The sequence below is a fragment of the Rubrivivax soli genome, from assembly GCF_049810355.1.
Lineage (GTDB): Bacteria > Pseudomonadota > Gammaproteobacteria > Burkholderiales > Burkholderiaceae_C > Rubrivivax.
The window spans coordinates 5,297,984-5,310,380 of record NZ_CP187368.1 but is presented as its reverse complement, the minus strand read 5'-3'; the positions used below and the strand labels follow the sequence as shown (position 1 = coordinate 5,310,380).

Genomic DNA, 12,397 nt, shown 5'->3' with positions numbered 1-12,397 from the left:
GGCCGGCGGACCCGATCCGGGGTTCCAGCGGCGCGGGGCCGGCCCTACCGTTGCACCGAACGCAACTGTCCCCGGGAGATGCCATGACCCCCTGCAGCGCCATCAAGGTCCTCGTCCGCCATGCCGACCCCGTCTCGCGGGTGGGGCTGGTCTCCACCTTCCGCGACTGCACCGACTTCGTCGTGCTCGACGACGACGGCGTGGCGGACAGGCCGGCGCCCCGGCCGTCCGTGCAGCCGTGCGCCGACGTCGTCGTCGCCGACTACGAGAACGCGCTCGCACTGGTCGGCGGGACACGCGCCGGCACGCGCTCCGGAGCGCACCCCAGGGCACGCCCTGCCGGGAAGGTGCTGGTGCTTTCGGGGAGCAGCCGGGAATGGGAGATCCGCTGCGCGCTGGCGTCGGGCGTGCACGGCATCCTGCTGGTGGGCTGCGCGCTCGACGAGCTCGCGCATGCCGTGCGCACCGTGCACCGCGGGCAGCGCTACCTGAGCCCGCCGGTCGCCTCGCACCTGGCAGAGACGCTGGCGCTGGAGCCGCTGACCGCCCGCGAGCAAGAGGTGCTGCGGCTGCTGGTGGAAGGCCTGGGCAACAAGTCCATCGCCCGCCACCTGGACATCGCCGTCGGCACCGTGAAGTCGCATCTGAAGGGCATCTTCGAGAAGCTGCAGGTGACCAGCCGCACGCAGGCCATCCACGTGGCGGGGCGGCGGGGCCTGCTGCGGGAAGGCACGCAGCACGGCATGTAGAGGCGCCGCGCCAGGCGCTCCGGCCCGCCTCGGCAGCGCCAGCGCGTGCCGCTGCGCTCGATCGGGAACAGCACGTCGACGCCGCTCCCGGCGTCGAGCCGCCAGCCGGCCGACGGGCGGGCCGCGACCACCGCTGTGCGCTACAGCGGGTTCCAGGTCTTCTGCGGCCGGTAGTGCGTGTAGCCCACGCTGGCGCCGGCGCGCAGGCCGACACCCAGGCGGATCGGCGCCAGCGTCACGCCGTCGAGGCGCTGGTAGTTCAGGCCGACGCCGCCCACGTAGTACAGGCTGCCGTCGACACCGGGGAAGCGCTTGAAGATGGCCTGCGCCTCGGGCAGGTCGTAGACCAGCACGAAGACCTTGGAAGCGTTGGCCCCCAGGTCGAAGCCGACGGACGGGCCGGCCCAGTAGACCTTGGAGGTCACGCCGCTCTTCAGCACGAGCTGGCCCTCTCCGTAGCGCACGCCGGCGGTGACGGCCGCAGCCACCTCCTCGCCGCGGATGAATCCGTTGGGGCGTCCCTGCTCGCGGAAGGCCTTCGCGACCACCTGCGCCAGGCCCTCGGTGGTCTGGCCGAAGAAGTCGACCGCGGCCTGCAGCGTGGACGCCTCGTCGTAGGTGTCGGCCTCGGCCGCCGCCGCGGCATGGCCCAGCATCGGCACCGCCAGGGCCAGCGAGCCGGCGCCGACCTGGCCGAGCCAGGCCCGGCGGGTGGTCGACACGACGGCTGCGGCCGGAGCCATCAGGTCGCCTTGGGTTCGTAGGCTGGTCGTCATCGCGCTCTCCTTCGGCGCCACGGGGGTGGCGCCCATGGCGGCACCTTGGACCGCGCAGCGGCCTCCCGTGTCTCCGAACGTGAGGCAACGTGAAGCGAACGTAGGTGCATGTGAGCGCGGCTACCGGCGCATCGCACACGTGTCGTCGTGCGTGCGCTGCTGCCTCACTGCGACCGCTGCGGCGCCGGGCGCGTGCGCTGCGCCTGCGCGGTGGCGCGGTCGCCGTCACCGGCAGCGCCCGGCGTCCGGTACAGGTGCGGCCAGAGCTCGTTGTGCTTCAGCCCGGTGTCGCCGCCCGCCAGCATGTCGCCGGTGCGGATCGCTTCGGCCAGCTCGGCCTGCACGTCGGCCCGGGTGCGCCCGGCCACCGCCGCCCGTGCCGGGTAGCGGTGCGGATGCAGCTCGTTCATCTTCAGGCCCGACGGCCCGTTGGACACGATGTCGCCCGTGCGCTGCGCGTCTGCCAGTTCGGCGCGCACCTGCGCACGCGTCTTGCCCCCGACGCCTGGCGCCGCCGAGGCCGTGGCCGGGTAGCGGTGCGGGAACTGATCCCTGAGCGTCAGTCCCGACTCGTCGCCGGCCAGGATGGCGCCGGTGCGCTGGGCCTGCGCCAGTTCGGCGCGCACTTGCGCGCGGGTGAGCCCGGGCTCGGCGACGACGGAGGCGCTCAGCGCCGCGAGGAGCAGGCCGAAGACCGGCTGGAGATGCTTGTGCATGGTGTTTCCTTCGTGGTGGTCGTGGTGGTGGAGTGAAGGCAACGCCCTCGGGTGTTGCTGGAGCCACTGTCGCCGCGCGAAGCCGGGCGATAAAGGCGCGTGCATGGAACGCAGCGGTGGGCACCGTGCAACGGTGGCGCCGCGCCGCACCGAAGTCGGCATGGCGCCGGCCTTTGGGGGCAGGCGCGCCCCGCGAAAAGGTGGCGGGCCGGCGGCGGCAGCCCCGCCTAGAGTCGATGCACGCCCACCGAGGCGCCCCACCCACTGGAGGCCGACCCGATGCAACTGCTCGACGAGATGGCCGTGTTCGTCCGCGTGGCCGACCTCGCCAGCTTCACGAAGGCAGCCGACCACCTGGACCTTCCGAAGGCCACGGTGACGCGGGCCGTGCAGCGCCTGGAGGCCGCCGTCGGCACGCGGCTGCTGCACCGGACGACGCGGCGTGTTCAGCTCACCGACGACGGGCAGGCGCTGCACGAGCGCTGCCGCGACCTGCTGGCCGAGGTCGACGACATCCAGTCGATGTTCGCTGCGACCACGACCGGCCCGCGCGGGCGGCTGCACGTGGACCTGCCGCTGGCCGTGGCGCGCGACATCGTCATCCCGCAGCTGCCCACCTTCCTGCAGGCGCATCCGGGCATCCGCGTCGAACTCAGCAGCAGCGACCAGCGTGTCGACGTCGTGCGGGATGGCTTCGACTGCGTGCTGCGGGTCGGCCCGCTGCACGACTCCAGCCTGGTGGCCAGGCCGCTCGGGCATTTCGCGTTCGTGAACTGCGCCAGCCCTGCCTACCTGCAGCGCCAAGGGACGCCCGCATCGCTGGCCGACCTGGCCGGCCACCAGCTCGTGCACTACACGCACACGCCCGGCGCGCGGGCGCCGGGCTTCGTGGTCCAGGGGCCGGGCGGCGGCAGGCAGCTGCTGGCCATGCCCACCTGCCTGGTCGTCAACAACTCCGACGCCTACGTGGCCGCCTGCCTGGCCGGCCTGGGCCTGATCCAGGCGCCGCTGGCCATCGTGGGACCGCACCTGGAACGGGGTGCGCTGCTGGCCGTGCTGCCCCAGCACACGGCGGCGCCGATGCCTGTCTCGCTGCTGTACGCCCACCGGCGCCACGTACCGCAGCGCACCCAGGCCTTCATGCAGTGGCTGGCCGCAGTGATGGAACCCTACCTCGTCAACTGAGGTGCTGCACCGCAGGCTCATCCGGGTGCGGCACCCGTGGTGCCGGGGCCGCCCGAGTCCGGTGCCTGCAGTTCGCGCAGCAGACGCTGCCACTGCGGGTCGGCACGCAGGGTCTGACGCACGAAGCGCCGCAACGCGTCCAGGTCGCCCGCGCCGGAACGCAGCGCGGTCGCGATCCGCAGCAGCCGGTCGCGCTCGGGTCCTTCCGGCGCATTCATCAGCCCGACCTCGACGACGTGGAAGCTGGTGTCCCGGGCCATCACGCCGCGCAGGTCGGCGTCGGACTGCGCGCGCAGCTCGTGCGCCCACTGGCGCGTCGTGTCGGCGAGCATGCGCACGCTGGTCTCGGCGTGGCGGTCGATCGGCACGTCGACGACGCTGCGCAGCTGCCGCAGCAATCCCGGGGTGTCGGCCGACTCGTCGTCGAGGTGGCGGGCCTGCACCTGGGCGTTGACGATGACGAAGACCCGCTTGCGCACGCCGCGCAGGCCCGCGGCCACGGCCGATGCCACCAGGCCGCCCCGGGCCGCGATGATCTCCAGCGGCGTGCGCACCCCGGTGTTGTCGGCCAGGCCACCGTCGACCAGGTGCACGAAGCGGCTGGTCGACGCGCGGCTCTGCAGCGGCAGCGCGGGCGGGTGGGACGCGCAGTCCGCGCGGTGGTTCCAGAGCGTCACCGGCGACAGCACCAGCGGCACGGCCATCGACGCGGCGACGGCGCGCGCGAGCGGAAAGCTGCCGAGGTCCGAGCACAGGTGGTCGAACTGGTCCTGCGAGAACTCGAAGCGTTCGCCGTGGCGGATGTCGGTGGCATTGACGAAGACCATCGGCCGTCGCCGTGGCAGGTCGGCGAAACGTGCCCCGCCGAAGATGTGGTCGTCCAGCGCCTCCTGCAGCAGGTCGCTGCGGCCGTAGCGCCGGGACGTCTGGCGCCACAGGCCCCGGGGCGAGAGGATGCGGGAGGTCAGCACCCCCTGCAGGTCGAGCCCGAGCACCGCACGCTCGAAGCGGCCGAAGAAGGACTCCCGGTGCAGCGCGAAGTACGCCGCCGTCAGGCTGCCGCCGGAGACGGCTGAGATGAAGTCCACCTCGTCGAGCAGTTGGCGCGGCTGCCCTTCCCAGACGATGGACGTGTCGCGCAGCGCCTCCATCACCGCATAGGCCAGCGCCGCGGCCCGGTAGCCGCCGCCGGAGAACGTGACGAGCACGAGCAGGCTGTCGCTGTTGCCGCCGGCGTCCAGGTGGCGGATCGCATAGCCCGGACTCGCCGGCCCCGCAGGCAGCGGCTCGTTGACGGTGTAGTGGGCGGTCGAACAACCGGCCAGCGCGAGGACGCACGCCGCCAGCAGGCTCCGCAGCGCAGGTGGTGTCCAAGGCATCGCGGTGCGGCCGGCATCCGCCGGCCGTCAGTGCCTCGCCGCGACGGGGGGGTCGACGCGCGCAGCCGGGTGCACCGCGACCGCGGCGGGCCGCACAGTGGCCGCTGCGTCGAACCGGAACGCCGGCACCCAGGCGGCACCACCCGGCAGCCCGCCGCGGCGCCGGAAGCCTTGCGGCAGCGCCAGGAACAGCGCGTCCGTGGCCTCGTTCGACAGCGGCGACCGTGCCGCCAGGGATGCCCCCCGCGGCACGTCCACGCCGCCAGCCGGCGCGACCGGGCAGCGCTCCACCGCGGGCAATCCTTCGTTGTGCATGGGGTTCTCCGGACAGGTCGGGACCGGGACGGCGCCGGAGCACACGGTAGCCGCGCGGTCCGGCACCGCCACCCACCCGAGGCAACGGGCCGGGCCTGCACTTTGGGGGCAGGGGCGGGTCGCCCCCTGCGGCGTTGGCGCCGGCGCCCGGGGCGGCCAGAGTGGAGATCCCGCGGGGCCGACCGACGCGCCAGCCCCGCAGCCCCGTCCACGAGGAGTCCTCCCATGAAGTCCCGCACGACCACCACACGCGCCGCCGCGCTGCTGCTCGCATCCTTCAGCCTCGCGACCACGGCGAACGCCGATGCCGGCCGCACCAGAAGCCAGGTCCAGGCGGAGCTGGCCGAAGCCCGGCGCACCGGCCATCTGCCGAGCCACGGCGAGAGCGGCTTGCTGCTCAACGAACTGCATGCGCACCAGTACCCCGCCGGCCCGGCGCAGCCGGGCAAGACACGGGCGCAGGTCCGGGCCGAGCTGGCCGAGGCGCAGCGCACGGGCGATCTCGTCTCGAACGGTCCGGCCGGACTCAAGCTGCACGAGCTCCACCCGCACCGCTACCCGGCGCGACCGGCGCCGCAAGGGGCGCCCCGCATGCAGGTGCAGGCGGAACTGGCGCTGGCCTTGCGCCTGGGCGACGTGCAGGTGGGAAGCGACAGCAGGACACGCGCCGAGCGCTCGCCCCAACGCTACGCCCGGGTGCGCGCCGAACACGCAGCCCGCATGCAGCAGTTCGCCGATGCCGGCGCCGGCCAGCCGGCGCCGCAGCGGTGACACTGCGCCGCAGGCGACAGGGACTGCAGCCAGCGCGATCTCCTGCGGCGCCGGAGCCACGCGACTGCCTCGACCGGCTGTCGTGCAGGACGGCCGCCCCGACGATCCGGCTCGATCCGCAGGAGCAACCCGACACCGCCCTCGCCCCGGAACCGCGCGCGCGCCCGGGATGCACCGACTCCTTCCACCGCCTCACCAGGACCCACGCCATGAAGCAGGGCCTGCCCGCCGACCAGGCGCGCCGCCAGTTGCTGGCCGGCAGCGCGCTCGCCGCCACCGGCCTGTGCCCGCCGCTGCTGGCGCAGGCCGCCACCGTATCCGCCACCCAGACCGCGCCGCGCTGCGGCACCCCGAAAGGACAGACGACCATGCACAGCACCGTGATCACGCAGGACGGCACCGAGATCTTCTACAAGGACTGGGGCCCGAAGAACGCGCAGCCCATCGTGTTCCACCACGGCTGGCCGCTGTCCTCGGACGACTGGGACGCGCAGATGCTGTTCTTCCTGCACAACGGCTACCGCGTGGTGGCACACGACCGGCGCGGCCACGGCCGCTCGGCGCAGGTCGGCGAGGGCCACGACATGGACCACTACGCCAGCGACGCATTCGCCGTGGTCGAGCACCTGAACCTGCGCAACGCCGTGCACATCGGCCACTCGACCGGCGGCGGCGAAGTCGCGCGCTACGTGGCCAGGCACGGGCAGCCCTCCGGCCGGGTCGCCAAGGCGGTGCTCGTCGCCGCGGTGCCGCCCATCATGCTGAAGACGGCGGCCTACCCGGGCGGCTTGCCGATCGAGGTGTTCGACGGCTTCCGCAAGGGTGTCGCCGACAACCGCGCCCAGTTGTTCATGGACATTGCCGCAGGCCCGTTCTACGGTTTCAACCGGCCGGGCGCGAAGGTCCTGCCGGGCGTCATCCAGAACTGGTGGCGCCAGGGCATGACCGGCAGCGCCAAGGCCCACTACGAGGGCATCAAGGCCTTCTCGGAGACCGACCAGACCGAGGACCTGAAGGCCATCTCGGTGCCGACGCTGGTGCTGCATGGCGAGGACGACCAGATCGTGCCCATCGACAACGCGGCCCGGCTGTCGGTGAAGCTGCTGAAGCAGGGCACGCTGAAGACCTACCCCGGCCTGTCGCATGGCATGCCGACCGTCGATGCCGACGTGCTCAACGCCGACCTGCTGGCCTTCGTGAAGGGTTGAGCCCACGCGCAACGGCTCCAGGCCGTTGCCATGCGCGCCGCCCGAGGTTCACGAGGCCTGCATCCGCCCAGGCCGCCGACCCCGGTGAGCACCGCGCTCGGTGCCTTGATCTGCGACTCCGGCACTGCCAGGCAGTCCGCGGACAGCGCTGCGACGTCGGCGTGCTGCCCCACCTTCAGCGCCCCCTTGCGGCCGCTTTCGCTGGAGAGCCACGCGCTGCCTTCGGTGCACAGGCGCAGCACGGTCTCCGCCGGCAGCCGGACCGTCGGGGGAGCGCTCGGAATCCGGTCGTCCAGACGGCACGCGCGGTCGCGCACCCGGCGCCGCACGGCGCCGTGACCCGCATCACCTCGTGCGGCGGTAGAAGAAGACGTCCGGCATGCGCGGCATGCCCACCTTCTCGTAGAAGGCCACGGCGTCGGGCACGGAAGCCAGCACCAGCGACACGTCCGGGCCGAGCTCGTCACGCACCGCCTGCAGGAGCGTCCGGCCCACGCCCTGCCCCTGCACGCCGCCGTCCACCGCCAGTTCGGCCAGATACGCCACCCAGGCGCCGTCGCTCAGGCAGCGTGCCACGCCCACCAGGCGGCCCGCGGGCGTCCGGGCCGTCATGACCAGCCCCGCGGCGGCCAGCATCTGCCGCAGCCGCGGTGCGTCGTCGACCGGCCGTGTCGCGCCCAGCCCCGACGCGACCAGCACACGCCGGAATTCCTCGACGGGCAAGGCCTGCTCGCGTGCGCAGACGACCGCGGTCATGCCACGTCCAGCTCGAAGGGGGGCACCACGCGGCCGTCGATGTCGGTGAAGCCGTACGTCCGCGCCAGATCGCCCACGCGGAGCACCTGGCCGCTGCGCGCCAGCACGTCGGGGTCGCCGGCCAGGGCCACGACCGCACGCCCGAGGTAGCGCGGCGACTCGGTGCGCGCGAGCGCCGGCCGCTCGTGCCAGCGGCCCTCGTCGGTCTGGTGCCCGGCCAGTACGAACTCGGTGCGCATCCAGCCCGGCGACAACGCCACCGAGGCCACCCCGTGCGGCTTCAGTTCCTGCGCCATGCCGAAGGCCAGGCGCGTCATCGCGGACTTGGCCAGGTCGTACAGCAGGTTGCCATGCATGAAACGATCCCGGTCCCAGAAGGTCGTGGTCACGATCAGCCCGCGGCCCTGCCGCACGAACGTCGGCGCGGCCAGCCGGCTGGCCAGCAGGTGGTTGCGCACGCCGCGGTCGAACATCGCGTCCCAGTGGACCATCGGGCGCTCCCAGAACGGCGCCTGGAACACGCCATCGAAGGACTCGTGCCCCCCCCAGGCGTTGTTGACCAGCAGGTCGAGGCGGCCATGGTCGTGCAGCACGCGCTCGAAGAGCGCCTGCACCTGCGCCTCGTCGGTGTGGTCGCAGGCGACGGCAATGCCGCGGCCGCCCGCGCGCGTCACCTCTTCGGCGGTCTCGTCGATGCTGCCCGGCACCCGGTCCATGTGCGACAGGGAGCGGATCTGCTCGTAGCTGGGCGCGGGCTGCCCGCGTCGGCTGCGCCCGGTGACGACCACGGTGGCGCCGGCCGCGCCAAGTTCCACGGCGCAGCCGCGGCCCGCGCCACGGCTGGCACCGGTCACGACGGCGATGCAGTCTCGAAGGTTCTTCATGGGTGTCGGTGGAGGTTGGTCCTGGGAGCCGACGACCTTATCCGCCCGGGCCGAGGGTCGTCTTGGAAGAATCCGAAACGGTGCGCCCGAGGAACTGCAGCGGCGTCAGTCCGCACAGCGCGCGGAACTCGTTGATCAGGTGCGACTGGTCGTAGTAGCCGGCGCAGTGCGCGATCTGGGCCCACTGCGGCTCCGCGGCCGTCCTCAGCAGGCGCAGCGTTGCATGCAGGCGTTGCAGGCGGCGCCAGACGCTGGGCGCCAGGCCGACCTGTGCGGCGAACACCTGCTGCAGCCGCCGCTCGCTGAGGTGCATCGCGGCGGCCAGTGCCCGCACGGAGATGCCGCCCGCGTGGGCGCGCAGCCGACCCTGCGCATGCTCCACCAGCCGCAGCGATCCGGCGTCCGGGGGGCGGTGCAGGGCCTGCAGGGCCTGCAGCACCAGGCCGACGCGCCCGGCGTCGCCGGCGGCCGCGGCCAGCCGCTCGGGCACGTCGCGATGGGCCGGTGCCACGAGGTCCTCCCAAGGCACGGTGCGGCCCGCCAGTTCGCCGGCCGGCATGCCGAACAGCGCCAGCGTGGCGCCGGGGTGCAGCGTGATCGACACACCCTGCACGTGCCCGCGCATCGCGAGCACGACGGGGCTGGCGCTCGCGCCGGCGACCTGGATGGTCGCCTCGCCGCGCTGCAGCACGACCAGCAGGCGCGACGCTCCGTCGGGCAGCACGCGTTCGACGACCTCCACGCCCGGCCCGAACCGTTCGTCGTAGGCCGTGACATGGGCCACGGCCGGCCGCAACGGCGCAGGCACCGCGAACGCGCGCAGGGTGCTCGCCGGCACGGTGGTCCCCGGGGCACACGGCGGGTCGTCCTGCAATCGGAGGTAGAGGCGTTCGGACATGCGCGGCTCGCTCGGCACACCGGAGCTTAACGGTGTCGTCCGAGGCGGGCATCAAGCAGTGACGGCACTGTCTCGCCCGATGCCCGGCAACCGCCACGCGGGCAGGACGCACATCAGGCAGGCCACCCGGCTGCCACCGGTGCGGCCATGAGGCCGAGGCGCTGCAACCGGTCGTACTCGCGCTTCACGGTTGCGTAGCACTCACAACAGCACGCTTCCAGGCCCAACCGATCCACCACCCGGATGTGCCCGCGCCGGTAACGGATCAGGCCCGCGCTCTGCAGCGCCAGCGAGGCCACCGTGACCGCCTCACGACGCACGCCAAGCAGCTCGGCGATCAGCGCGTGCGTGACCGCGAGCTCGGGCCCCTGCCACCGGTCCAGCCTGCACAGCAACCAGCGGCAGAGTTGCTGGCTCACCGTGTGATGACGGTTGCACACTGCCACCTGCGCAATCTGCGCCACCAGGGCTTGGGTGCTGAGCAGCAGCAGCCTCGTCAGCGCACCGGCGCGCGCGAACTCGTCACGGATGGCTTGCGACGGCAGCCGGTAGAGGTCCCCGGCGCCCTGCACCACGGCGCGGCTCAGTGACGGGCCGCCTCCCAGGAGCAGCGGGAAGCCGATGAAGCCCTCATGGCCAACCACGGCGACCTCGGCAGTGGCGCCGCTTGCGGTGACATGGAGCAGCGAGACGATCGCCGTCGTCGGAAAGTACGCGTGTGTCAACGACTGACCCGCATCGTGCAGCACGGCGCCCACTGGCAGGGTCATCGGCTCGAACGAGGGCTGCAGCCGGCGCCAGTCCTCGCCCGGCAACGATGCCAGCAACCCGTTGCCTGCGGCATCCGCCGGCGGCCACGCTGCCGTCGCCGCAGCCTCCGGCAACCTGCCGGCGGGAGCGATGGGGATGCGGCACCGCGCGGTGAAGAGGCCCCCTGTCATGGGTCCCACCAGGGCATCGCGGCCCGGCGCGCTGGCTCCGCAGTCGGCGCGGCCACGTGATCGCCACGTGCGCCCGACCTCGCGCAGCGGTTGCACTGCCGCCTCGGACTCGGCGTCGGCCAGCCAGCGCGGCGCGCCATCAGGGCCAGCATCGCCCCGACCCGCACGCAACCTCACTTGCCGGCCGCGTCTTTCGCATCGCTCACGGCTTCCTTCAGGTCGCCGACACCCTTCTGCACCCTGCCCTTGGCCTGGTTCTTCAGCCCGGCGACCTGCTGCCTGGTGCTGCCCACCCACTTGCCGGCTTCCTGCTGGATCTTGCCCCCGATGTCCTTCAGGGCGCCCTTGATCTGGTCCTTGTTCATGCCCATGCGCATCTCCTCGGCTACCGCATCGAAGCGTCTACAGGCGGCCCATCAAGAACAGGATGAGCAGCACCACCAGGACGACGCCAACGATGCCGCTGGGGGCGTAGCCCCAGCCCCTGCTGTGCGGCCAGGCCGGGATGACACCGACCAGGATCAGCACCAGCACGATCAGCACAATAGTTCCCATGCTCATGCCGTGCACTCCTTTGCTGCGTGTGTCGACGGATCGACGTGCCCGTGCGGTGCCACGACCGGGCCGGGTCGCAAGCGACGGGCAGGTCCCGGCACACCGTCCACACGGTAGTCACCAGCCGCACGACCCGATTGCGCAGGCTCAATCCACCGTGCATGCCGCTCGCGCCACAGCGTGCCGACGGCGCTGCGGACGGGCAGCCCCCCATGCCTGGCAGCGTGACCACGACGCTTGCGCTGCGCGCCGTCAATGGAAGGTCGAAAGCCGCGCTGCGCGCCTTGCCGCGCGACGTGTGTCGGGATACCTTGACCATCTGCAAGGTCGGCCGGACCGCGCGTGGGGCCACGCGCACCGCCGAACCCGCCAAGGAGCGTCCCATGCACGCACGCCACCGCCACCCGGAGCGCCACCGCACGGACCGCATGGGCTGGCTGCGCGCCGCGGTGCTGGGAGCCAACGATGGCATCGTCTCGACGGCCAGCCTGGTGGTGGGCGTGGCAGCGGCCAGCGCCGACCCGGGCCAGTTGATGCTGACGGCCGTCGCAGGGCTGGTGGCCGGAGCCATGTCGATGGCGGCGGGCGAGTACGTTTCGGTGCACTCGCAGTCCGACACGGAAGATGCCGACCTGGCGCGCGAGCGCGCCGAACTGCTGGCGGACCCGGCAGCGGAGCGGCAGGAGCTGGCGGCGATCTATGTCACGCGCGGACTCGAGCCCGTGCTCGCGCAACAGGTCGCCGACCAGTTGATGCGGCACGGCGCCGTCGGAGCGCATGCGCGCGACGAACTCGGCCTGTCCGACACGCAGAGCGCGCGACCGGTGCAGGCCGCGCTGGCCTCCGCGGGCAGCTTCGCTGTCGGGGCGATGCTGCCGCTGGGGGTCACGGCCATCGCGCCTGCGACGTCGCTGGTGGCGTGGGTTTCGGGCACATCGCTGGCATTCCTGGCCCTGCTGGGCGCCGTGGCCGCGCGCGCCGGCGGTGCCGACATGCTGGCGGGCGCGTGGCGGGTTGGATTCTGGGGGGCACTGGCGATGGCGGCCACGGCGGCCGTGGGGGCCTGGGTCGGTGCCGTCGTCTGATGCGCGGCGCCCGTCTGCTCTTGGACTTGAACTCTGCGCAGGTGCGGCGGGGGCAGCCACGACGATCGTCGTTCGGGGCCCTGCCACGACCCTGTCGCACGCGCTGCCGGCGGGCGGGGCCGAACGCATCGTCCACGCGGTCGCCCGGGCTGCGCGCTCCGTCCGACCCAGACCACCGG

At 72.9% G+C, this 12,397-nt stretch carries 16 protein-coding genes; 5 read left to right on the top strand and 11 right to left on the bottom strand.

What is annotated here, in order from left to right; translation table 11 throughout:
• Positions 1-83 precede the first annotated feature (83 nt).
• Positions 84-749: a DNA-binding response regulator gene (locus ACPOLB_RS24530; RefSeq protein WP_425258671.1), complete on the top strand. Its 666-nt coding sequence runs from the start codon at positions 84-86 to the stop codon at positions 747-749.
• A 140-nt stretch (positions 750-889) separates the two neighbouring features.
• Here ACPOLB_RS24530 and ACPOLB_RS24525 read toward each other — a convergent pair whose 3' ends face one another.
• Positions 890-1,561: a DUF1134 domain-containing protein gene (locus tag ACPOLB_RS24525; RefSeq protein ID WP_425258670.1), complete on the bottom strand. Its 672-nt coding sequence runs from the start codon at positions 1,559-1,561 to the stop codon at positions 890-892.
• Positions 1,562-1,689: 128 nt separating this feature from the next.
• Complete coding sequence (locus ACPOLB_RS24520; RefSeq protein ID WP_425258669.1) at positions 1,690-2,241, bottom strand: DUF4148 domain-containing protein; 552 nt, start codon at positions 2,239-2,241, stop codon at positions 1,690-1,692.
• A 279-nt stretch (positions 2,242-2,520) separates the two neighbouring features.
• Here ACPOLB_RS24520 and ACPOLB_RS24515 point away from each other — a divergent pair, with 279 nt between their 5' ends.
• A complete protein-coding gene (locus ACPOLB_RS24515) occupies positions 2,521-3,426 on the top strand; it encodes a LysR family transcriptional regulator (RefSeq protein ID WP_425258668.1) in 906 nt (301 codons plus the stop codon).
• A 17-nt stretch (positions 3,427-3,443) separates the two neighbouring features.
• Here ACPOLB_RS24515 and ACPOLB_RS24510 read toward each other — a convergent pair whose 3' ends face one another.
• Both ACPOLB_RS24510 and ACPOLB_RS24505 read right to left on the bottom strand, forming a co-directional pair.
• Entirely contained in the window at positions 3,444-4,805 is a 1,362-nt protein-coding gene (locus ACPOLB_RS24510) for a patatin-like phospholipase family protein (protein ID WP_425258667.1), read from the bottom strand.
• A gap of 27 nt (positions 4,806-4,832) precedes the next feature.
• Positions 4,833-5,120, bottom strand: a complete 288-nt coding sequence (locus tag ACPOLB_RS24505) for a hypothetical protein (RefSeq protein ID WP_425258666.1) — start codon at positions 5,118-5,120, stop codon at positions 4,833-4,835.
• Between the two features lie 225 nt (positions 5,121-5,345).
• On the opposite strand from ACPOLB_RS24505, the gene ACPOLB_RS24500 reads away from it, so the two are divergent.
• On the top strand, positions 5,346-5,891 hold the full coding sequence (locus ACPOLB_RS24500) for a DUF4148 domain-containing protein (RefSeq protein WP_425258665.1): 546 nt from the start codon (positions 5,346-5,348) through the stop codon (positions 5,889-5,891).
• Positions 5,892-6,259: 368 nt separating this feature from the next.
• Positions 6,260-7,099 (top strand): alpha/beta fold hydrolase, encoded by an 840-nt coding sequence (locus tag ACPOLB_RS24495; RefSeq protein WP_425261969.1) that lies wholly within the window; start codon positions 6,260-6,262, stop codon positions 7,097-7,099.
• On the opposite strand, the gene ACPOLB_RS24490 is transcribed toward ACPOLB_RS24495, so the two are convergent.
• The 7 genes from ACPOLB_RS24490 to ACPOLB_RS24460 all read right to left on the bottom strand — a co-directional run bounded on the left by ACPOLB_RS24490 (position 7,018) and on the right by ACPOLB_RS24460 (position 11,139).
• Positions 7,018-7,416 carry an amidohydrolase family protein gene (locus ACPOLB_RS24490; protein WP_425261968.1) on the bottom strand — a complete coding sequence of 133 codons (399 nt, stop codon included), beginning with the start codon at positions 7,414-7,416 and terminating at the stop codon, positions 7,018-7,020. The genes ACPOLB_RS24495 and ACPOLB_RS24490 overlap by 82 nt on opposite strands.
• A 28-nt stretch (positions 7,417-7,444) precedes the next feature.
• Positions 7,445-7,855: a GNAT family N-acetyltransferase gene (locus tag ACPOLB_RS24485; RefSeq protein ID WP_425258664.1), complete on the bottom strand. Its 411-nt coding sequence runs from the start codon at positions 7,853-7,855 to the stop codon at positions 7,445-7,447.
• Entirely contained in the window at positions 7,852-8,739 is an 888-nt protein-coding gene (locus ACPOLB_RS24480) for an SDR family NAD(P)-dependent oxidoreductase (RefSeq protein ID WP_425258663.1), read from the bottom strand. The genes ACPOLB_RS24485 and ACPOLB_RS24480 overlap by 4 nt, the downstream gene beginning before the upstream one ends.
• A 37-nt stretch (positions 8,740-8,776) precedes the next feature.
• The gene (locus ACPOLB_RS24475) at positions 8,777-9,637 is read right to left on the bottom strand and encodes a helix-turn-helix domain-containing protein (RefSeq protein WP_425258662.1); all 861 of its coding nucleotides are present in this window, start codon (positions 9,635-9,637) and stop codon (positions 8,777-8,779) included.
• Positions 9,638-9,750: 113 nt separating this feature from the next.
• Positions 9,751-10,578 (bottom strand): Crp/Fnr family transcriptional regulator, encoded by an 828-nt coding sequence (locus ACPOLB_RS24470; protein ID WP_425258661.1) that lies wholly within the window; start codon positions 10,576-10,578, stop codon positions 9,751-9,753.
• Positions 10,579-10,751: 173 nt separating this feature from the next.
• On the bottom strand, positions 10,752-10,949 hold the full coding sequence (locus ACPOLB_RS24465) for a CsbD family protein (protein ID WP_425258660.1): 198 nt from the start codon (positions 10,947-10,949) through the stop codon (positions 10,752-10,754).
• Positions 10,950-10,980: 31 nt separating this feature from the next.
• Positions 10,981-11,139 carry a DUF3309 family protein gene (locus ACPOLB_RS24460; RefSeq protein ID WP_425258659.1) on the bottom strand — a complete coding sequence of 53 codons (159 nt, stop codon included), beginning with the start codon at positions 11,137-11,139 and terminating at the stop codon, positions 10,981-10,983.
• Positions 11,140-11,516: 377 nt separating this feature from the next.
• Between ACPOLB_RS24460 and ACPOLB_RS24455 the strand changes: the two genes are divergently transcribed.
• Positions 11,517-12,218, top strand: coding sequence for a VIT1/CCC1 transporter family protein (locus ACPOLB_RS24455; protein WP_425261967.1), 702 nt, complete (start codon positions 11,517-11,519; stop codon positions 12,216-12,218).
• The last annotated feature ends 179 nt before the right edge of the window (positions 12,219-12,397 follow it).

Bases quoted from the DNA above. Each gene is read 5' to 3' on its own strand.
- ACPOLB_RS24530 (WP_425258671.1), top strand. From the start codon at position 84: ATGACCCCCTGCAGCGCCATCAAGGTCCTCGTCCGCCATGCCGACCCC.
- ACPOLB_RS24525 (WP_425258670.1), bottom strand. From the start codon at position 1,561: ATGGGCGCCACCCCCGTGGCGCCGAAGGAGAGCGCGATGACGACCAGC.
- ACPOLB_RS24520 (WP_425258669.1), bottom strand. From the start codon at position 2,241: ATGCACAAGCATCTCCAGCCGGTCTTCGGCCTGCTCCTCGCGGCGCTG.
- ACPOLB_RS24515 (WP_425258668.1), top strand. From the start codon at position 2,521: ATGCAACTGCTCGACGAGATGGCCGTGTTCGTCCGCGTGGCCGACCTC.
- ACPOLB_RS24510 (WP_425258667.1), bottom strand. From the start codon at position 4,805: ATGCCTTGGACACCACCTGCGCTGCGGAGCCTGCTGGCGGCGTGCGTC.
- ACPOLB_RS24505 (WP_425258666.1), bottom strand. From the start codon at position 5,120: ATGCACAACGAAGGATTGCCCGCGGTGGAGCGCTGCCCGGTCGCGCCG.
- ACPOLB_RS24500 (WP_425258665.1), top strand. From the start codon at position 5,346: ATGAAGTCCCGCACGACCACCACACGCGCCGCCGCGCTGCTGCTCGCA.
- ACPOLB_RS24495 (WP_425261969.1), top strand. From the start codon at position 6,260: ATGCACAGCACCGTGATCACGCAGGACGGCACCGAGATCTTCTACAAG.
- ACPOLB_RS24485 (WP_425258664.1), bottom strand. From the start codon at position 7,855: ATGACCGCGGTCGTCTGCGCACGCGAGCAGGCCTTGCCCGTCGAGGAA.
- ACPOLB_RS24480 (WP_425258663.1), bottom strand. From the start codon at position 8,739: ATGAAGAACCTTCGAGACTGCATCGCCGTCGTGACCGGTGCCAGCCGT.
- ACPOLB_RS24475 (WP_425258662.1), bottom strand. From the start codon at position 9,637: ATGTCCGAACGCCTCTACCTCCGATTGCAGGACGACCCGCCGTGTGCC.
- ACPOLB_RS24470 (WP_425258661.1), bottom strand. From the start codon at position 10,578: ATGACAGGGGGCCTCTTCACCGCGCGGTGCCGCATCCCCATCGCTCCC.
- ACPOLB_RS24465 (WP_425258660.1), bottom strand. From the start codon at position 10,949: ATGGGCATGAACAAGGACCAGATCAAGGGCGCCCTGAAGGACATCGGG.
- ACPOLB_RS24460 (WP_425258659.1), bottom strand. From the start codon at position 11,139: ATGAGCATGGGAACTATTGTGCTGATCGTGCTGGTGCTGATCCTGGTC.
- ACPOLB_RS24455 (WP_425261967.1), top strand. From the start codon at position 11,517: ATGCACGCACGCCACCGCCACCCGGAGCGCCACCGCACGGACCGCATG.